Source organism: Sphingomonas sp. RIT328 (genome assembly GCF_000632225.1).
Taxonomy (GTDB): Bacteria; Pseudomonadota; Alphaproteobacteria; order Sphingomonadales; family Sphingomonadaceae; genus Sphingomonas; species Sphingomonas kyungheensis.
The window spans coordinates 1-18,703 of record NZ_JFYV01000054.1 but is presented as its reverse complement, the minus strand read 5'-3'; the positions used below and the strand labels follow the sequence as shown (position 1 = coordinate 18,703).

The window sequence follows — 18,703 nt, the reverse complement described above, 5'->3', positions numbered from 1 at the left end:
CGATGATAGTGCTACGCCAGCGATGTCGATGCCGCGCAGTTACGCGCGTAGCGGCAGGCCAATTGATTGATCGATGCCGGGCGCGCGCCGCCCGGCATCACCCCTGCCGGGTCGGGAACAGCGGCCCACGCACCGTCATGCGCGCGGCATCATAGGGGCGTTGCAGCGCGACGATCTCCGCATAGCTGCCGCGCAGCCAGAGATCGACGTCATCGGCGGCGAGGATGGTGATCATCGCCTTGGGGTGGATCGGCGCGACCAGCGCATTGGGGTCGCAGGTGACCATCGCAAAGCCCTTGCCGGCCGCGGTCTGCTGCCAGAAACCGGCGACGGCGAAGCGCGGCTGGTCGGTGACCGCGAACCACATCTCGCCCTTGAGCGGCGGCTTGCCGTCGCCGAGATCGTGCCGCTCGGGGGTGAACTCACAGAATTCGGTGAGCGGCACGACGCAGCGGTTGGCGGGCCGTTCCGCCAGCCGCCGCCACTGCGCGAGCCCGAGGTTGCGCACGTTGGTCATCGGATAGGCCGCCTGCCCGCCGAGCACGTCCCAGCCCATCACGTCCCAGCCGCGAGTGCCGTCCGCCTCGCGGATGACATAGCTGCGGTTGCGCGGGCGCAGTTCCTGCGGGTCGAAGCGATTGTCGCGCGGGCGCTCGTCGAACAGCGCCGCGCTCGCGCCCCATAAGGTTTCGGGTTCGCTCGACAGGCGGGCGCGGTTACACATCAGGCGGCGGTCCGGATCATCCGCGCGATCATGCCCACGACCCTCGGCAGCGGCAATAACCATGGCGCCGCCGGGGGATCGGCGTAGACGGCAACTTCAATCCCGGCGTCACCGTTCCTATATTGTCGGCAGCGCGAGCCGAGCCGTCCGAGCCGGTCGCGACCGTCGGAGAGGTCCGTTCCAGCGAGAAAGCTTCGTCCGTCGCATGCACCTCCACCTTCCCGCCAAGCTCGATCCGCGTCTCTATTTGAGGCCGCGTCGGCGCGGGATCGCCTCGGTCAATGCCGAGGTGCGCGACGGTATTGTGCCGGCGGGCGACGGCATCGCGCAGACCGCGGATCATCACGGCGGCGCCGAGCCGACGCGCAATTACCGCACCGTCGCGCTGATCATCGCCACCGCGATGTTCATGGAGAATCTCGACGCGACCGTGCTCGCCACCGCGCTGCCGACGATGGCCCGCGATTTCGCGGTGCGCGCGCCCGAGATGAGCATTGCGCTCACCTCCTACCTGCTTGCGCTGGCGATGTTCATCCCTGCCTCGGGAACGATGGCCGACCGGTTCGGTGCGCGCCGCGTGTTCCGCGCCGCGATCGGCCTGTTCGTCGCGGGCAGCCTTGCCTGCGGCCTCGCCCCGAACCTGGAGGCGATGGTCGCGGCGCGGTTCGTCCAGGGGATCGGCGGCGCGATGATGATGCCGGTCGGGCGGCTGGTGCTGCTCCGCTCGGTCGCCAAGCGCGACATGGTGTCGGCGATGTCGTGGCTGATCATGCCGGCGCTGATCGGGCCGATCGTCGGGCCGCCGGTCGGCGGTCTGATCGTCACCTATCTCGACTGGCGGTGGATCTTCTGGCTCAACCTACCGATCGGCATCGCCGGCATTGTACTGGTCGGCCATTTCATCGCCGACGTGCGCGAGGATCATCCGGCGCGCTTCGATCCGGCCGGCTTCCTGCTGTCGGGCGCGGCGCTCGGCTGCCTGCTGTTCGGCTTCGAAATGGCGAGCCGTCCCGGCGAGGGACGGCTGGCGGCGACGCTGATCGCGATCGGCGCAGCGTTCGGCCTCGGCTATTGGCGGCATACGCGGCGGACCGAGCATCCGATCCTCGACCTGTCGCTGATGCGTGTGCCGACCTTCCGCCTGTCAGTGCTCGGCGGATCGCTGGCCCGGATCACGCAGGGTGCGCAGCCCTTCCTGCTGCCGCTGATGATGCAGCTCGCCTTAGGCCTGTCAGCGGCGCAGAGCGGCGCGATGACGGTCGCCTCGGCGATCGGCTCGTTCGGGATGAAGGGCGTGGCGCGGCGCATCCTCAAGCGCTTCGGCTTCCGCAACGCTTTGGTGGTGATGGGACTGGCCGGGACCGCGGGCTATGCCTGCTGCGGGCTGTTCGGGCCGGCCTGGCCGCTGCCGGCGGTGTTCGCGGTGCTGGTCGTGTCGGGCTTCCTGATGTCGTTCCAGTTCACCGCCTATAACACCATCGCCTATGACGAGATCGCCAAGGACCGGATGAGCGCGGCGACGAGCTTCTATTCGACCTTCCAGCAATTGATGCTGTCGCTCGGCATCTGCATCGGCGCGACCGCGCTGCATGTCTCGATGCTGTGGAGGGGCAGCGTGAACACCGGCTTCGCCGACTTCCGCTTCGCCTTCTGGACGGTGACGGCGATCTCGCTGACCGCGGTATTCGTCAACGCACGCTTCGACCCGAAGGCGGGCGAGGAGCTCAGCGGCCGCGCGACGGGCTGACCGCCATATAACAAGACCCGGAGACGGCGACGGCCGCTCCGGGTCTCCACCCTGATACGCCGGGTGATCGGGGTCAGCGCTTCGCGGCGGCCTTTTGCGCGCGCGCCTGCTTGGCATAATGGTGGTGCATCGCGATGCAGCCTGCCGCCGCGCCCATCACGGCATGGCCCTTGCCGACATAATGACCGGCGACGCCGCCCGCGGCGGCACCGCGGATGCAGCCCTTCGCCAGCGCCGGCTGCGCGCCGATCACGGCGGTGGCGGCGGCGAGGATCATGAGCGTCTTCATGGCATTCTCCTGTATTGAACCGTTCCCGACCAAAGCCGTGACGCCAGCGTCATGTTCCATGAATTCGGTGTCATCCCGCGGTCAGGCCTCCGCCTCCCAGACGGCGGGGTCGATCATTTCGCGCAGGAAGTCGACGAAGGCGGCGACCGCGGCGGGGGTCGCCGGGCGGCGCAGATGCACCGCGTGGATCGCCACCGCCGCCGATCCGTGCCAGTCCGGCAGCACCCGCACCAATTCCCCGCTGCGGATCGCCGCACCGACATCCCACCAGGATCGCAGCGCGACTCCCACACCGGCGACCGCCAGCTCGCGCACCATCTCGCTCGAATTGGTGCGAACGTGGCTCGGCCGCTCGATCGTCACCGCCCTGCCCGCCGTCGCGAGCTGCCACGGCATCTGCCCATCGGCAGCGATCAGGCGATGCGCGTCGAGTGCCTCGATCGTCGCCGGCGTACCATGCTCGGCCAGATAGGCAGGCGCGGCGCAGAGGATACGGCGGCTCGGCGCCAGCCGATGCCCGACGAGCGGCGGCGGAATATCGCGGGCGATGCGGATCGCGCAGTCGACGCGGGCCGTGAGCAAATCCACATAGGCGTCGCTCAGATCGAAGGCGAGATCGATCCGCGGATGGCGCGCCAGGAAACGGCCGAGGTACGGGGCGACATGGAGCCGCCCGAAGGAGGTCGGCGCCGATACGTGCAGCCGTCCGACCGGCGCGCCCTGCCCGCCCGTCACCCGCGCCTCCGCCGTGCCGAGCATATCGAGGATTGCGCGCAGATCGTCGCGAAAGCGGCTGCCGGCTTCGGTCAGCACCAGCCGCCGTGTCGTCCGCTGGACGAGCGTGACGCCGAGGCGATGTTCGAGCCGTTGCAACCGCTTCGACACCATCGCCGGCGAGCTGCCGAGGCTGCGTGCCGCCGCCGACAGGCTGCCCGCATCGGCGATGGCGACGAACAGCGCATAATCCGGATCGAAGCCCATTCGTTCGCTTTCGGAAAAGGTGATTGGTGATTGTCATGGCTAGCGATGGGATCGCTGCGGGTCTAGCGATCGGGTGAGGAGATGATGCCATGATCCAGCGTGCCGGCCTGTCGATCGCCCCCGCACTCGCCACCTTCATCGACGAGGCGGTGCTGCCCGGGCTCGATCTCGATGCCGACCGCTTCTGGCACGGCGTCGCGGCGCTGTTCGCCGAGCTGGTGCCCGAGAACCGCGTCTTGCTCGCCGAGCGCGACCGATTGCAGACGGCGATCGACGACTGGCACCGCGGCAACGCCTATGCGCCGCAGGCGTATCGCACGATGCTCTCCGACATCGGCTATCTGGTCCCCGAGCCGGCGCCGTTCGCGATCGATCCCGGCGCGATCGACGTCGAGATCGCCGGGCGCGCCGGGCCGCAGCTGGTCGTGCCGATCCTCAACGCGCGCTTCCTGCTCAACGCCGCCAATGCGCGCTGGGGCAGCCTGTACGACGCGCTCTACGGCAGCGATGCGATCCCCGAGAGGGGGCCGGCGACGACCGGCTATGATGCGGTGCGCGGCGCGGCGGTGATCGCCTGGGCCAAGGCGCTGCTCGACGAGGCGGTGCCGCTGGCGGAGGGACGATGGGCGGACTGGCACGGCGGCACGCCGACGCTCGCCGACCCCGCGCAGTTGATCGGACGGGCCGGCGACACGTGGCTGCTGCGGCATCATGGCCTGCATATCGAGATCGTCGTCGACCGCGCGCATCCGATCGGCGCGACCGATCCCGCCGGCATCGCCGACATCATCCTCGAATCGGCGCTGACGACGATCTGCGACCTCGAGGATTCGGTCGCCGCGATCGATGCCGAGGACAAGGTCGCGGCCTATGCCAATTGGCTCGGGCTGATCCGCGGCGACCTCACCGCCAGCTTCACCAAGGGCGGGCGGACGGTCGAGCGGCGGCTCGCGAAGGATCGCACCTACGTCACCACGGACGGCGACAGGCTGACCTTGCCCGGGCGCAGCCTGGTGTTCGTGCGCAACGTCGGCCATCTGATGACGACGCCGGCGGTGCGGCTGCCCGACGGCAGCGAGGCGCCCGAAGGCATGGTCGATGCGATCGTCACCGCCCTGATCGCGCGGCATGATCGCGGCCGCAACAGCCGCACCGGCGCGATCTATATCGTCAAACCCAAGATGCACGGCCCCGCCGAGGCGGCCTTCGCCGACCGGCTGTTCGACGCGGTCGAGGATCTGATCGGCGTGCCGCGGCATACGATCAGGCTCGGCCTGATGGACGAGGAGCGGCGGACCAGCGCCAATCTCGCCGCCTGTATCGCCGCGGTGCGCCACCGGCTGATGTTCATCAACACCGGCTTCCTCGACCGCACCGGTGACGAGATCCATACCGCGATGCATGCCGGCGCGATGATCCCCAAGGCGGAGATGAAGAGCGCGCGCTGGATCGCCGCCTATGAGGATCGCAACGTTCAGATCGGCCTTGCCTGCGGGCTCGCCGGCAAGGCGCAGATCGGCAAGGGAATGTGGGCGGCGCCCGACCGGATGGCCGATATGCTCGCGCAGAAGATCGCGCATCCGCAGACCGGCGCGACCACCGCCTGGGTCCCCTCCCCCACCGCGGCGACGCTGCACGCGACGCACTATCATCGCGTCGACGTCGCGGCGTGCCAACGCGAGCGGTCGGGCGAGACATCGGCGCCGCTCGACGCGCTGCTCACCCTGCCGCTCGCCGATCCCGAGCGCGACTGGCCGCCCGCGGCGGTCGCGGCGGAGCTCGACAACAACGCGCAGGGGATCCTCGGCTATGTCGTGCGCTGGATCGATCAGGGGATCGGCTGTTCGAAGGTGCCCGACATCCACGACATCGGCCTGATGGAGGATCGCGCCACCCTGCGCATCGCCTCGCAGCATATCGCCAACTGGCTGCTCCACGGCATCGCGACGCGCGAGGCGGTCGAGGCGGCGTTCACGCGCATGGCGGCGAAGGTCGATGCGCAGAATGCCGGCGATCCCCTCTACCGGCCTTTAAGCGGCGACAGCCTCGCGCTGCGTGCCGCCCGCGCGCTGGTGTTCGAAGGCGTGACCCAGCCGAACGGCTATACCGAGCCGCTGCTTCACCGCTTCCGCGCGGAGCGGAAGGCGGCGGATCGGGGGTGAGCGGGTTGCTTTCGCGACGAGCGACGCTGACGAGGCAAGGGTATGCGGGCAATGCGCGGTCGTTGCTTGCACCGCCCCCTCTTAAGTGCTCCCGCGCAGGCGGGAGCCTAGTGTTCTTTTCGCCACCAGCCGTTGCTCTGCTTGGCCACTGGATTCCCGCCTGCGCGGGAATACCGGCTTCTCGTGGCCGACTGGAAATTTCCTATCGAGGTTTCGCCACTAGGCGGTCGTATCGCCTGCACGACTGTTCGACGGCATAGGCAGAGCACCAACGCCTCCCACGCCGGTGGCTGCGGCCGAAGCCCTCCACCGGCGCGGCGCCGAAGCTCAGGCCGCGTCGACCAGCACGATCTCGGCATCCTCCAGCGCGGTGACGCGGATCACCGCCTCGTCGCGGATCGCCGCGCCGTCGCGCGCGTCGAGTGCGACGCCGTTGACCTCGATGCGGCCGGTGGCGGGGACGAGATAGGCATGATGGCCCGCGCCGAGCGCATAGTCCGCGCTCTCGCCGGCGCGGATCGTCGCGCCGACGACGCGCGCGTCGGTGCGGATCGGCAGCGCGTCGGCGTCGCCGTCGATGCCGCTCGCCAGCGTGACGAACCGGCCGGACCGCTCGCCGCGCGGAAAGGGCTTGGCGCCCCAGGCCGGTGCTCCACCACGCGCGCGCGGCTCGATCCAGATCTGGAAGATCGTTGTCGTGCCGGCTTCGCGATTATATTCCGAATGGCGGACGCCGGAGCCGGCGCTCATCACCTGGACGTCGCCCGCTTCGGTGCGGCCGGTGTTGCCGAGGCTGTCCTGATGCGTGATCGCGCCGTCGCGGACATAGGTGATGATCTCCATGTCGGCATGCGGGTGCGGCGGAAAGCCGGTGCCGGCAGCGATCGCATCGTCGTTCCAGACGCGGATCGGGCCCCAGCCCATCCGCTTGGGATCATAGTAACTGGCGAAGGAGAAATGGTGCTTGGCGTCGAGCCAGCCGTGGTTGGCACCGCCGAGGCTGCTGAAGGGACGACGTTCGATCATGTAAGTCACTCCGACCGGAAGCGCTGGCTTCCTCATTGCGCCTCAGATGGGGGGCGACGACGCGCGGCGAAACAGCAGGATCGGCACCGCTGCGTTGCCGGATTTCACCCGCCCGCGCTCACACCCCGTGATAGCGGCGATACCAGTCGACGAAGCGCGGCACGCCGACATCGATCGTCGTCGTCGGCTGATAGCCGAGGTCGCCGGCGATCGCGCTGATGTCCGCGGCGGTGCGGACGACGTCGCCGGGCTGGATCGGCAGGTCGCGGCGGATCGCCTGGCGCCCGGTCGCCTGTTCCAGGATGCCGATGACCCGGCCGAGCGGTTCGGAGCGATTGTTGCCGATATTGTAGAGCCGGTGCGGCGCGACGCTGCCGCCCGCCTTGACCGCGCCGTCGTCGGGCGGCGGCTGGTCGTGCGCGGCGATCACCCCGGCGATGATATCGTCGATATAGGTGAAGTCGCGCTCCATCAGACCGTTGTTGAACACCGGGATCGGCTCGCCGGCGAACATCGCGCGGGTGAAGATCCACAGCATCATGTCCGGCCGGCCCCACGGTCCATAGACGGTGAAGAAACGCAGCCCGGTCTGCGGCAGGCGGTAGAGATGGGCATAGCTTTCGCTCATCACCTCATTGGCGCGCTTGGTCGCGGCGTAGAGCGACACCGGCCGGTCGACGCGATCCTCGACCCGGAACGGCACCGACGTGTTGCCGCCATAGACCGACGAGGAGGAGGCATAGACGAGATGCGCAACGCCGCGCGACCGCGCCAGTTCGAGCATGTTGAGGTGGCCGATCAGGTTGGACTGGCCATAGACTTCGGGATGATCGATCGAATAGCGCACCCCGGCCTGCGCGCCGAGGTGAACGATGCGATCGACGTCATGCGCCGCCAGCGCCTCGCGCAGCGCGGCGGCATCGGCGAAATCGACCGCATGGAAGGTGAAGCGGTCGCCATGGTCGCGGGTCAGTTCGGCGAGGCGCGCATGCTTCAGCGCCGGGTCGTAATAATCGTTGAGCGAGTCGATCCCGACCACCTCGCCGCCGCGGGCGAGCAGCGCCTGCGCGCAATACATGCCGATAAAGCCCGCCACCCCGGTCACCAACGTCTTCGGCATCGCCGCATCGCTCCCTGATCGCCGCCGTCACGGCCGCCCTGCCGGCTCGCTAGCCGACTGCGAAGCAATTGACGATGCTTGACGATGTCTCGACCTTGGACGTCGGCATGACCCGTTCCCGGCGCGCTTCGCCGCGCCATGGCCGAAAGGCACTGGTCAGCGATCAGCCGTCGTTCATACTTCCCGCCACGATGCGAGTCGCCCACGGGCGCTTGGCACTGAGGAGAGACGGATGACCGCGATCCCGCTGCCCTTCGCCGACCAGAGACTGTCGATCGTCACGATCGGCGATGGCGCGCCGACCCCCGCGTGGCAGCGGATGTTCGGCTGGGCGGACGATGGCGCGGGTGCGGTCCCGGTCGACGCGCGCTCGCCGGCGGCGCGGACGATCTGGGCGGCGAAGCTCGACCGTGCGGTGCGCGAGGCCGATGCCCGCGTGCTGCTCGTTGCCGAGGGGATCGGCTGCGCGGCGAGCGCCTGGTGGGCGCGGCTGTCGCCGGCGCACGACGTGCGCAAGATCGCCGGCGCCCTGCTGTTCGCGCCGCCCGCCGCGGCGCAGTCGCTCTATGCCTCGCCGAAGGTACGGCTGCCGTTCCCGTCGCTGGTGATCCGTCCGGGTGAGATGGCCGACGATCTCGCCGCGACGGTGGAGGATTGGGGCAGCCGGCTGGTCGTCGGCGACCGGCTGCGCAACCGCGACGCGGGCGGCGTCGCCTGGCGACAGGCGCAGCGGCTGTTCCTGCGACTGACCCGGCAGATGGTCGATCACGAGGTCGACCGCGGTCGTGCGATCACCGGCTGGCGCTGATCCGCATTGCGACTTGCCGCCGACCGGGCGGCACCCCTATCTCTCCCCGTCATCTGAGGGAGACCGCTATGCGTAATGGACTGATGCTGGTGCTGGCCGCGGCGCTGACCGCATGCGGATCGCAGCCGTCGCCGCAACCGACGCCGACCGCCACCGCCCCGCGCGAGACCGGCTATATCGCCAAGGTGCTGGCGCTGCCGCCGCGGCAGATCAACGGCGTTCTGTATCGCGCGATCGATGACGCCAAGCAGAAATGCCAGGGCATCGCCGGGGTCGAGCGGCAGAAGCCGCGCAACGGCAAGCCGGTCTGGGCGGTGCGATGCCTGGAGGGCAGCGCGTGGCTCGTCGCGCTGGGCGACGACGGCATGGCCGAGGTGACGGGTATCCCGGCCCAGCCCAGCGGCTGATCGATGCGGTACGGGGCGGCATCCGGCCGCCCCGCCCTGCCCCTTACTTACCGGTGCCGAGCCAGGTCTGCACCGCCGGACGCAGCCGCTCCGCCGCCGCAGTGCGGACCGCGATCCCAGATACGGTACGCCGCGCCGGGCCGCGCGAGGTCTCCGGCAACGTCTCCGCGAAGGCGTTGATCTTGGCCGGCATGCCGGGATCGACCGAACCGCCGCCGAGGCCGACGATGAAGCCGGCCTTGCTGCTGTCCTCGATGAAGCTTTCCACCAGCGCGCGGTTCGCCACCGCCCAGTCGAACGCCATATCGGGATGCTCGCCCGAGATAGCGCGGAGCAGCGCCGCCCGCTGCGGCGCGGTGAAGGTATCGGTCTTGAGCAGCGCCAGCGCCCGCGTCGCGAGCGCATCGTCCTTGGCATAGCCGAGCAGCGAGACGAACCGGTTCTTGGCGACCGGATTGGTCTCCGCCTGGGTCAGGCGCAGCAGCGTCTCCCAGTCGGCGGCGGTCGCATTGGTCGCGAAGGTCGCGAGGATCGGCTGGCGGATCGACGGCGGGATCGCGGTCGGATCGCTGGCGAGCTTGGCGACATAACCGCGCGCGAGGCGCAGCACCTCGGGGTCGCCGAGATCGCCGAGTTCGCCGACCAGGGCCTCGCGCAGATTGCCGACCAGCGGCGATTCGTCGGCACGGGCGGTAGCGCCGATGCGCTGCAGCACCGGGCTCAGCGTCGCCAGCGTGCGCGCGCGCAGCGGCCCACTGAGCGGCGTGCCGTCGAACAGGCCGTTGAGTCGGCTGAGCCGCGCCGAGACGAGCGACCATTCGAGCGGATCGGCGTTGGCGCCGACTTGTCCCATCACCGCGAAATAGCGCGACAGGTCCTGATAGCCACCGGCGGCGAGCGCATAATCATCCGCGAGCGTGCCGAGCCGGTCGGCGAGCGGCAGGCGGGTGTAATCGCGGACGATGCCGTCATGCCCCGCCTGGTCGTAGAGCACGCGCGTATAGCTGCCCTTGCCCTTGTTGAGCAGCAACGTGCCGCAGCCCTTGACGGTGACGTTGGTCGACGGGCCGGTGACGACGGCGCGCGTCTCGCCGCCACCGACGGTGGCGACGACCAGCGGCACCTGCCACGTCTGCGGCGCCTTCGACGCCTCGTCGAGCCCGAACCGTCCCTGCGCCAGCGTCGCCACGGTGTTGCCGCCGGTGCAGCGCGCAGCGGTCATCGTCACCAGCGGCACGCCGCCCTGCAGCGTATAGCCGTGCGCGATCTCGGCGACCGGCTTGCCCGCCGCCGCCGACAATTCGGCCCAGAGCTGATCGGTGACGGTATTGCCGAACTTGTACTTGGCCATGTAGCGGCGGATGCCGTCGCGGAAGACATCGGGGCCGAGCGTCGACTCGAGCATGCCGATCACCGCCTGCCCCTTCGAATAGGTGATGCCGTCGAACGCCTCGCCGATCTGGTCGACGGTCTCGATCTTGCGGATGATCGGGTGGGTGGCGGCGGTCGCGTCGATGCCCATCGCCGCCTCACGGTCGGTCGACACCGCGGCGGCCTCCGCCTTCCAGCTCGGGTTGAGATCGGCGGCCGATTTGTTCTCCATCCACGAGGCGAAGCCCTCGTTGAGCCAGAGGTCGTCCCACCAGCGCATCGTCACCAGATCGCCGAACCATTGATGCGCCATCTCATGCGCGACGACGGTGAAGATGCGCTGGCGCCCGCTTTCGGTGGCGCGCTTGGGGTCGAACAGCAATTCGGGTTCGAAATAGAAGATCGCGCCCCAATTCTCCATCGCGCCGAAGAACTGGCTGGAGCCGGGGCCGGCGACCATGTCGAGCTTGGGCAGCGGATAGGGCTGACCGAAATAGCTGTTGTAATAGGGCAGCAGCCGCTTCGCCTCGGCGAGCGCATAATCGCCCTGGTCGACGACGCCGCGGCGGGTGATGACGCCGATCTCGACGTTGCCGGCCTGCACCGTCTTGCGCTCGAGATCACCCATGCCGAGATAGAGCAGATAGCTCGACATCACCGGCGTTTCCGCGAAGGTATAGAGCTGCGTGCCGTCCGGCTGTTTGGCCACCGATGCGGCGGGCATGTTGGAGAAAGCGAGCTGGCCGCCCGGCGCGATCGCGCGCAGGCGGAACTTCGCCTTGAACGCGGGCTCGTCCCACATCGGCGCGAAGCGGCGGGCATCGGGCGCCTCGAACTGCGTCGCGAGCATACGCGCCTTCGACCCATCCTGATTGGTATAGTCGATAGCGAACAGGCCGGCGGCCGACTGGTTGATCTTGCCAGTCCAGCTGAAGGCGACGCTATGCCGCCCGACGGCCGCCGCGGCGGGAAGCGTCAGCACGAGCTGCTGCTTGTCCTTGTCGAGCGCGAACGGCACCGCCTTGCCGTCGAACCGGGCCGAGGCGATGGCGAGATCGGCGGCGTTGAGCGTGATCGTCGGCGTCGTCGCCTTGACGTCGATCTGCACCGTCTCGCTGCCGGAGAAGGTCATCGCCTGCGCATTGGGGGTGACCGCGATATCGTAGAGGATGGGCACCACGGTCGCGGGCAGGCTGCCGGCGGCGAGCGCGGGGGTGGAGACGGTGAGCGCCAGAGCGGCGGCAGCGGCAAGCTTCATCAATGTTACACTCCGGAAACACGGGATTCGCCGGCCATACGCCTTTGCGGGGCGCGGGCAAGCCGCGTCGCTGGACAGGTCAATCAGTTGCGCTAAACAACCGATCTCATGGAGGAGCCCCGCATGAACCCGCCGCTGTTCGATCGCCTGCGCCTGCCCGTCATCGGCTCGCCGCTGTTCATCATTTCCGGGCCGGAGCTGGTAATCGCGCAATGCAAGGCGGGGATCGTCGGCTCGTTTCCGGCGCTCAATGCGCGGCCGCAGGCGCTGCTCGACGAGTGGCTGCACCGCATCACCGAAGAGCTTGCCGCGCACGATCGCGACCACCCAGAATCCCCTGCCGCGCCGTTCGCGGTCAATCAGATCGTCCACAAGTCGAACGACCGTCTCGAACAGGACCTTTCCACCTGCGCCAAGTGGAAGGTGCCGATCGTCATCACCTCGCTCGGCGCGCGCGAGGATCTCAACACCGCGGTGCACGGCTGGGGCGGGATCACGCTGCACGACGTGATCGACGACCGGTTCGCGCGCAAGGCGATCGACAAGGGCGCCGACGGTCTGATCGCGGTCGCCGCCGGTGCCGGCGGCCATGCCGGCACGCTGTCGCCATTCGCCATCGTGCAGGAGATCCGGCAATGGTTCGACGGGCCGCTGGCGCTGTCGGGGTCGATCGCCACCGGCGGCGCGATCCTCGCCGCGCAGGCGATGGGCGCCGACTTCGCCTATATCGGATCGCCGTTCATCGCGACGCGCGAAGCCAATGCGACGCCGGACTATAAGGACTCGATCGTCGCCAGCCGGGCGTCGGACATCGTCTATTCCAACCTGTTCACCGGCGTGCACGGCAATTACCTGCGCAGCTCGATCGTCGCCTCCGGGCTCGATCCCGACGCGCTGCCGGACGGCGATCTCAAGACGATGAACTTCGGGGGCGGCGACGGCAGCAAGGCCAAGGCGTGGCGCGACATCTGGGGATCGGGCCAGGGGATCGGGGTGATCGATGCGGTCGAGAGCGTCGCCGATCGCGTCGAGCGCTTCGCCTCGCAATATGCCGCGGCACGGGCGCGGCTGCTGCGCTGATCCGCGCATTCACGCGGAGGCGCGGAGGCGCGGAGATGTCGCACCTGCCGCGGTAACGCCCCTCACCCCTCGATCGATCGTTCGGGCTACGCCCCTCCCAGTCACAGCATCCTCCGCGTGATCGATGTCCGGTCGATGCAGACGCCGCCGGACGATCTAGAACGCCAGCGCGAGCCGGTCGTGCAGATGGTGGACCGGGCTGATCGTCCGCACCTCTTCCTGCGCATCGTCGAGCAGGCCGACGCGGCGGTGCAGATTGGCGCTGGCCACCACCAGCCGCTGCGCGCGCACCGGCAAGGCATGGACGAGGTCGACGTCGAATTGCGGCGCCTTGCCGAGCCTATAGGTCGGATCGAGCGCATCGCGCGGCTTCATCTCGCCCGCGTCGACCGCCCGCTGGGTGAGCAGCCAGGCGATGACGTGCATCAGCCGCGTCGTCACCTTGAGCGATTCGCACGAAAAGCCGACGCGGATCAGCGGATCGAGCGCCTCACGCTCGCTGCGCCCGGCGGCGTCGAAATAGGCGCGCGCCTCGTCGGCGAGCAGCATCGCCTCGGTATAGAGCGAGTCGATCAGACGATCGTGGAGGCGTGATTCGCGGCGGCCGGCGGTCATGAAAGGCTGGGTGACACAGGCCTTGCCCCTTGCACAGATGCCGTGTCGGCCCGGGTCGTCCCGTTTGGATTCACCCGTCCCGAAACAGGATCAGGCGATGATATCGGGAATGAGCTGATCTTCGCAGGTTGCGATCTCGTCGCGCAGCCGCAGCTTGCGCTTCTTCAGCCGCGCGAGCTGGAGCTGGTCGGGATTGCCGGCGCCGGCCAGCGCGGCGATTGCCGCGTCGAGGTCGCGATGTTCGGTGCGCAGCGCGTCGAGGCGGGCGCTGATCTGTGCTTCGTCCATGCCTGACATCCCCATCGGTGCGCCGCCTTTTACCCGGGCCGCCATGCGGCACCAAGTCGTCGCGCGCAATCGCTCGGCACGTCGCGTTCGGTGATTTTTGGGGAGGACTTTCGGGCGCTTCGGTGGTTTACTCAGTCCCCCACAACGCATGCATCAGGAGGACACCGAAATGCAGACGACGCACCAACAGGCTCTGGAGACCAAGCATGCCGCGCTCGACCGCCGCATCGCCGACGAAATTCATCGCCCGTTGCCCGACGCCGCGCTCCTTTCCGACCTGAAACGCAAGAAGCTGAAGCTCAAGGAAGAGCTTTCCGGCCTCTAGGCTTAGCCAGCCCCTCCCGTCGCGGAGGGGCTTTTCATATCCGGCCGCGCGGCACAGCGCAGTCGCGGTCAGGCCTTGGTGCCGCCGACCGGCTTGCGCGCCTTCATCGGATCGATCGGCGAGTCGAGCGCGATGCCGATCCGCCCCTCGGTGCACCAGGCGACCTTGCCGGTGACTTCGCCGATGCCGCGCAGATCGAGCGTCACGGGGGTGCCAGGCTCCTTGACCCGCGCGCAATCGACCATCAGCCCGCCTTCGGACAGGTTGCGGACCCTGACGTCGCGGACCCCCGTCTCTTCGGCGAAGCGCAGCCGCGCCATCAGGAACAGGCTGTCCCGCGCCACGCTGCGCTGCGATCCGCCGGCGCCCATCGCATGATCTGCCGGGTCGTGGGAAAAGCTGTCCATAAACCAAGCCTGTATAGCCGCTACCAGTCAGGCGCGCGCGCCTGTCCGGCGGAGACCAAAGCCCGAACCGCAGGCCGGGTCAATCCTCGCGCGAGATCTTCTCGTTGCGTTCGTGCCGCTCCTGCGCCTCCAGCGTCATCGTCGCGATCGGTCGTGCTTCGAGACGGCCGAGGCTGATCGGCTCGCCGGTCACTTCGCAATAGCCATATTCGCCCTCGTCGATGCGGCGGATCGCCGCCTCGATCTTCGAGACGAGCTTGCGCTGACGGTCACGGGTGCGCAGCTCGATCGACCAGTCGGTCTCGCTCGAGGCACGGTCGGTGAGGTCGGACTCGCGCAAGGAATCAAGCTGGAGCTGGTTGAGCGTGCCGGCCGCGTCGAGCAGGATCGCATCTTTCCAGCGGAGCAGTTTCTTACGGAAATAGGCCTGTTGCCGCAGGCTCATGAACGGTTCGTCGGCGCTCGGCCGATAGCCATCGTCGGCATCATTGGCCGGCGGAGGCGTCATTACATCGTCAACCTGACTCACTAGCGTTGCCATACCACTCTCCCTCCGGCCCGGTCTAGACCGCGGGGCCGCCCCCAAATGGTTGAAGCGCCTATAATCGCGCCCAACCCGAACCACAAGCGATCAGAGTTGCCGAATCGTACGTCCAAGCGTTATTTTATTGCACCATAACGGACTTAGGATGACGCGAGGATGAACCGCGACCGGATCGGTTAACGGCACCGCAGGCATGTGTTCCACTCTGGCACGTTAACGCCGATCGGCGCGGCGCGACCGCCGCGGAATCGCGATATGGGACGCCGCCGGTGCCGAACGCGCTTGCACTTAATCCTTTGTTCGGCGCTTGATCCTATGGCAGCACCGCCCTGTTGCGAGCGAATGTCCGGCCCGTCGCGCCGGCAACGAGAAAGAGACGTTATGTCCGTAAGGATGGCCCTGGCAAAATTATGCGCCTGTGCATGCGGCGGTGCGTTGATCGGCGGCGGGGCCGTGCACGTCGCCGAGCGGCCGAACCGCCCCGTCTACGTCAAGCAGGTCAAGCGCGTCGTCGCCAAGCGGCAGGTCGCATCGGTGCAGCGTCGCGGCGTGCGCCGCCGCGTCGTCACCACGACGACGACGAGCTGCGCGCCGACGGTGGTGACGCTCGCCAGTCAGGCCGCGCCGGTCCCGGTGCCGCTGCCCGCCGCGCAGGGCTTCGTCGGCGGGGGCGGCGGCGGTGTGCCGGTCGTGGTCGGCGGCAGCGGCGGTTTTAGCGGCGGGTTCGGCGGTGGCTTTGGCGGCGGCTTCTTCGGCGGCGGATCGTCGGGATCGAGCGGCAGCGTCGTCATCTCCTCGACGTCGAGCGGCGGATCGACGAGCAGCTCGTCGTCGGGCAGCTCCTCGTCCTCGGGCAACGTCTCCTCGTCGTCCTCGTCCTCGTCCTCGGGGAACGTCTCGTCCTCCTCGTCGGGCAATGTTTCGAGCTCCTCGTCGACCGGCGGCGCCACCGTCGACATCGACAACAGCAATTCCAGCAACAACACCAACAACAACTCGAGCAACAATACGAACAATAACAACAATTCGAGCAACAACACGAACACCAACAACAACAATAACAACCAGAGCCAGAACCAGGGTCAAAACCAGGGCCAGAACCAGAACCAAGGTCAGGGCCAAAACCAGGGCCAGGGCCAGGGCCAGGTCAACTATGGGTCGAGCTCGAAGGGATGGAGCAGCAGCGGCGGTTGGTCGTCGAACGGCGGCTGGACGTCGAGCGGCCATCACGGCGGCCCGCCGCCGGGGCCGCCGGGGTCGTCGGGCGGGCCGCCCGCGCCGGTGCCCGCCCCGCCGATGGTGCTGCTGTTCGGTGCCGCCGCACTGGCGCTGGTCGCCCGCAAGCGCTTCGCCAAACCGCGAGCGGCCTGAGCATTCGCCCGAGCACGAAAAAGGGGTGCCGGACGGTGATCCGCCCCCCCTTTTTCTAATTCGATCCGACGATCAGGCGGCGCCGAGCGCCTTTTCGATCTCCGGCACCGGATGACCCGTCAGATCCTTAGCGAGCTCCCCGGCAAGGCGGCTGCTTACCTCCTTGTGATAATGTTTGCGCAATTCGCCGAGCGTCTTCGGCGGCGCGACGATGATCAGCGCCTCGAAATCATTGGCGAGCGCACGGCGCTTGAGCATGTCGGCGGTGTCGGCGGCGAAGCGGTCTTCCTCCTGCTGATGGAAATCGACCTCTTCCATCGTGCCCATCTGCGTCGAGCTGGCGCTGCCGGCGGCGTCCGTCTTCTGGTCGCGGTCGGCCGGATTGACCTTTTCCTCGGCGTGCTCGACGCGGAGGTTGGGATAATCGGCATCGCCCTCGTTGCGGAAGAACAACGCCTTGCGGCCGTCGGCGACGAGCACGAACGCATTGTGGGGAACCTGCATGACCTATCTCCTGTATCGTGGCGATCGGCATGACAACGCCGCCGGGGGCGCCGGGGTTGCCGACTTGCGCGGGCGCGGGCGTCTCGGCATAGCCGCCGCACCATGCACGACATCCGCCTGATCCGCGACGATCCCGCCGCCTTCGATGCCGCCCTCGCCCGCCGCGGCGTCGTTCCGCAGGCCGCCGCGCTGCTGTCGCTCGACGATGCGCGGCGGGCGGCGATCGCCGCAGCGCAGGCGGCGCAGACCCGCCGCAACGACCTGTCGAAACAGATCGGCCAGGCCAAGGCGCAGAAGGACGAGGCGCGCGCACAGGCGCTGATGGCGGAGGTCGCCGCGCTCAAGGACGCGCTGCCGCAGCAGGAAGCGGCGGAGGCGGAGGCGGAGGCCGCGCTTGCCACCGCGCTCGCCGCCCTGCCCAATTTGCCCGCCGCCGACGTGCCCGAGGGCGGGGATGAGAGCGGCAACGTCCTCGTCCACCGGCGCGGCGAGCCGCCGGCCTTCGCCTTCCCGCCGCGCGAGCATGACGCGATCGGCCCGGCGCTCGGCCTCGATTTCGAGACCGGCGTGGCGATCGCCGGCGCGCGCTTCACCCTGGTGCGCGGTCAGGCGGCGCGGCTGCAACGCGCGCTCGGCCAGTTCATGCTCGATACGCTGACCCGCGACCATGGCTATGAGGAAGTGGCGCCGCCGCTGCTCGTCAAGGACGAGGCGGTGTTCGGCACCGGCCAGCTGCCCAAGTTCGCCGAGGATCTGTTCCGCACCACCGACGGCCGCTGGCTGATCCCCACCGCCGAGGTGTCGCTGACCAACATCGTCCGCGAGAGCATCCTGCCGGCGCGCGAGCTGCCGCTGCGCTTCGCGGCGCTGACCCCGTGCTTCCGTTCGGAAGCGGGCGCGGCGGGGCGCGACACGCGCGGCTATATCCGCCAGCATCAGTTCGACAAGGTCGAGATGGTGTCGATCGTCCCCGACGACGCATCAGAGGCGGAGCATGAGCGGATGACCGCCTGCGCCGAACATATCCTCGACGCGCTCGGCCTGCCCTATCGGCGGATGCTGCTGTGCGCGGGCGACATGGGCTTCACCGCGCGAAGGACCTACGATCTCGAAGTGTGGCTGCCCGGGCAGGATACGTATCGCGAGATTTCGAGCTGCTCGACCTGCGGCGACTTCCAGGCGCGACGCATGAACGCACGCTATCGCGTCGAGGGCGAAAAGGCGCCGCGGTTCGCGCATACGCTCAACGGATCGGGGCTCGCGGTCGGGCGGACGCTGGTCGCGGTGCTGGAGAATTACCAGCAGGACGACGGCGCGGTCGCGGTGCCGACGGTGTTGCAGCCGTATCTCGGCGGGCTCGACCGGCTCGTCGCCCGGCGCTGAGCGATGCCGGGGGGCGAGGCACCGTCTGACGATCGCACGGGGCGCGGGGCGCGGGGCGATCGCGGTCTGAGCCGGCGGCGCCCGTCAGCGGGTCGGCTGGCCATGGCCGGGCGATGGCCGCGACGGACCGGCGGCGTGGCGCTTGCCGCCCTTGCGCTGGGCGGCTGTATCCCCAGCGTCGAAGGCTATGCCCCGGCCGACCCGCCGCCGCCGGTCGCACAGCTGCCACAGCCGCCCGCGCCGGCCGCCCGGGCGCCGGTGGAACGGATCGTTGCGCCGATCCCGCCGATCAC

The 18,703-nt window shown here is 68.7% G+C and carries 19 protein-coding genes; 8 read left to right on the top strand and 11 right to left on the bottom strand.

Going from position 1 to position 18,703, the window contains the following annotated elements; translation table 11 throughout:
• Nucleotides 1–97: 97 nt before the first annotated feature.
• A complete protein-coding gene (locus tag BW41_RS17810) occupies nucleotides 98–724 on the bottom strand; it encodes an SOS response-associated peptidase family protein (protein WP_037536237.1) in 627 nt (208 codons plus the stop codon).
• A gap of 205 nt (nucleotides 725–929) precedes the next feature.
• Here BW41_RS17810 and BW41_RS17805 point away from each other — a divergent pair, with 205 nt between their 5' ends.
• A complete protein-coding gene (locus BW41_RS17805; protein ID WP_081793184.1) occupies nucleotides 930–2,471 on the top strand; it encodes an MFS transporter in 1,542 nt (513 codons plus the stop codon).
• Between the two features lie 73 nt (nucleotides 2,472–2,544).
• On the opposite strand, the gene BW41_RS17800 is transcribed toward BW41_RS17805, so the two are convergent.
• Both BW41_RS17800 and BW41_RS17795 read right to left on the bottom strand, forming a co-directional pair.
• A complete protein-coding gene (locus tag BW41_RS17800; protein WP_037536236.1) occupies nucleotides 2,545–2,760 on the bottom strand; it encodes a hypothetical protein in 216 nt (71 codons plus the stop codon).
• A gap of 81 nt (nucleotides 2,761–2,841) precedes the next feature.
• A complete protein-coding gene (locus tag BW41_RS17795) occupies nucleotides 2,842–3,741 on the bottom strand; it encodes a LysR family transcriptional regulator (RefSeq protein WP_037536233.1) in 900 nt (299 codons plus the stop codon).
• An 89-nt stretch (nucleotides 3,742–3,830) separates the two neighbouring features.
• Between BW41_RS17795 and BW41_RS17790 the strand changes: the two genes are divergently transcribed.
• Nucleotides 3,831–5,903 (top strand): malate synthase G, encoded by a 2,073-nt coding sequence (locus tag BW41_RS17790; protein ID WP_037536230.1) that lies wholly within the window; start codon nucleotides 3,831–3,833, stop codon nucleotides 5,901–5,903.
• A gap of 327 nt (nucleotides 5,904–6,230) precedes the next feature.
• On the opposite strand, the gene BW41_RS17785 is transcribed toward BW41_RS17790, so the two are convergent.
• A complete protein-coding gene (locus tag BW41_RS17785; RefSeq protein WP_037536228.1) occupies nucleotides 6,231–6,929 on the bottom strand; it encodes a pirin family protein in 699 nt (232 codons plus the stop codon).
• Between the two features lie 118 nt (nucleotides 6,930–7,047).
• On the bottom strand, nucleotides 7,048–8,049 hold the full coding sequence (locus BW41_RS17780) for an NAD-dependent epimerase/dehydratase family protein (RefSeq protein WP_037536226.1): 1,002 nt from the start codon (nucleotides 8,047–8,049) through the stop codon (nucleotides 7,048–7,050).
• A 232-nt stretch (nucleotides 8,050–8,281) separates the two neighbouring features.
• On the opposite strand from BW41_RS17780, the gene BW41_RS20225 reads away from it, so the two are divergent.
• Complete coding sequence (locus tag BW41_RS20225) at nucleotides 8,282–8,857, top strand: alpha/beta hydrolase (RefSeq protein ID WP_051583668.1); 576 nt, start codon at nucleotides 8,282–8,284, stop codon at nucleotides 8,855–8,857.
• Nucleotides 8,858–8,925: 68 nt separating this feature from the next.
• Nucleotides 8,926–9,264 (top strand): hypothetical protein, encoded by a 339-nt coding sequence (locus tag BW41_RS17770; RefSeq protein ID WP_152542404.1) that lies wholly within the window; start codon nucleotides 8,926–8,928, stop codon nucleotides 9,262–9,264.
• Between the two features lie 43 nt (nucleotides 9,265–9,307).
• Here the strand turns inward: BW41_RS17770 and BW41_RS17765 are convergent, their stop codons facing one another.
• Entirely contained in the window at nucleotides 9,308–11,893 is a 2,586-nt protein-coding gene (locus BW41_RS17765) for a M1 family metallopeptidase (RefSeq protein ID WP_037536225.1), read from the bottom strand.
• A 123-nt stretch (nucleotides 11,894–12,016) separates the two neighbouring features.
• On the opposite strand from BW41_RS17765, the gene BW41_RS17760 reads away from it, so the two are divergent.
• On the top strand, nucleotides 12,017–12,973 hold the full coding sequence (locus BW41_RS17760) for an NAD(P)H-dependent flavin oxidoreductase (RefSeq protein ID WP_037536223.1): 957 nt from the start codon (nucleotides 12,017–12,019) through the stop codon (nucleotides 12,971–12,973).
• Nucleotides 12,974–13,129: 156 nt separating this feature from the next.
• Here the strand turns inward: BW41_RS17760 and BW41_RS17755 are convergent, their stop codons facing one another.
• Together BW41_RS17755 and BW41_RS17750 are read right to left on the bottom strand one after the other, a co-directional pair.
• Entirely contained in the window at nucleotides 13,130–13,588 is a 459-nt protein-coding gene (locus tag BW41_RS17755; protein WP_037536221.1) for a DUF1465 family protein, read from the bottom strand.
• A 90-nt stretch (nucleotides 13,589–13,678) separates the two neighbouring features.
• Nucleotides 13,679–13,876 carry a DUF465 domain-containing protein gene (locus BW41_RS17750; protein WP_037536220.1) on the bottom strand — a complete coding sequence of 66 codons (198 nt, stop codon included), beginning with the start codon at nucleotides 13,874–13,876 and terminating at the stop codon, nucleotides 13,679–13,681.
• A 169-nt stretch (nucleotides 13,877–14,045) separates the two neighbouring features.
• On the opposite strand from BW41_RS17750, the gene BW41_RS20725 reads away from it, so the two are divergent.
• Nucleotides 14,046–14,201 (top strand): DUF465 domain-containing protein, encoded by a 156-nt coding sequence (locus BW41_RS20725; RefSeq protein WP_081793187.1) that lies wholly within the window; start codon nucleotides 14,046–14,048, stop codon nucleotides 14,199–14,201.
• 68 nt (nucleotides 14,202–14,269) lie between these two features.
• Here BW41_RS20725 and BW41_RS17745 read toward each other — a convergent pair whose 3' ends face one another.
• Together BW41_RS17745 and dksA are read right to left on the bottom strand one after the other, a co-directional pair.
• Complete coding sequence (locus BW41_RS17745) at nucleotides 14,270–14,608, bottom strand: PilZ domain-containing protein (RefSeq protein WP_051583666.1); 339 nt, start codon at nucleotides 14,606–14,608, stop codon at nucleotides 14,270–14,272.
• A 79-nt stretch (nucleotides 14,609–14,687) separates the two neighbouring features.
• Nucleotides 14,688–15,116, bottom strand: coding sequence for an RNA polymerase-binding protein DksA (gene dksA / locus BW41_RS17740; RefSeq protein ID WP_373276471.1), 429 nt, complete (start codon nucleotides 15,114–15,116; stop codon nucleotides 14,688–14,690).
• Between the two features lie 417 nt (nucleotides 15,117–15,533).
• Here dksA and BW41_RS21310 point away from each other — a divergent pair, with 417 nt between their 5' ends.
• Nucleotides 15,534–16,523: a hypothetical protein gene (locus tag BW41_RS21310; protein WP_153810811.1), complete on the top strand. Its 990-nt coding sequence runs from the start codon at nucleotides 15,534–15,536 to the stop codon at nucleotides 16,521–16,523.
• Nucleotides 16,524–16,595: 72 nt separating this feature from the next.
• Here BW41_RS21310 and BW41_RS17730 read toward each other — a convergent pair whose 3' ends face one another.
• Nucleotides 16,596–17,027, bottom strand: a complete 432-nt coding sequence (locus BW41_RS17730; RefSeq protein ID WP_037536214.1) for a host attachment family protein — start codon at nucleotides 17,025–17,027, stop codon at nucleotides 16,596–16,598.
• Between the two features lie 102 nt (nucleotides 17,028–17,129).
• On the opposite strand from BW41_RS17730, the gene serS reads away from it, so the two are divergent.
• Nucleotides 17,130–18,410, top strand: a complete 1,281-nt coding sequence (gene serS, locus BW41_RS17725; RefSeq protein WP_037536212.1) for a serine--tRNA ligase — start codon at nucleotides 17,130–17,132, stop codon at nucleotides 18,408–18,410.
• The last annotated feature ends 293 nt before the right edge of the window (nucleotides 18,411–18,703 follow it).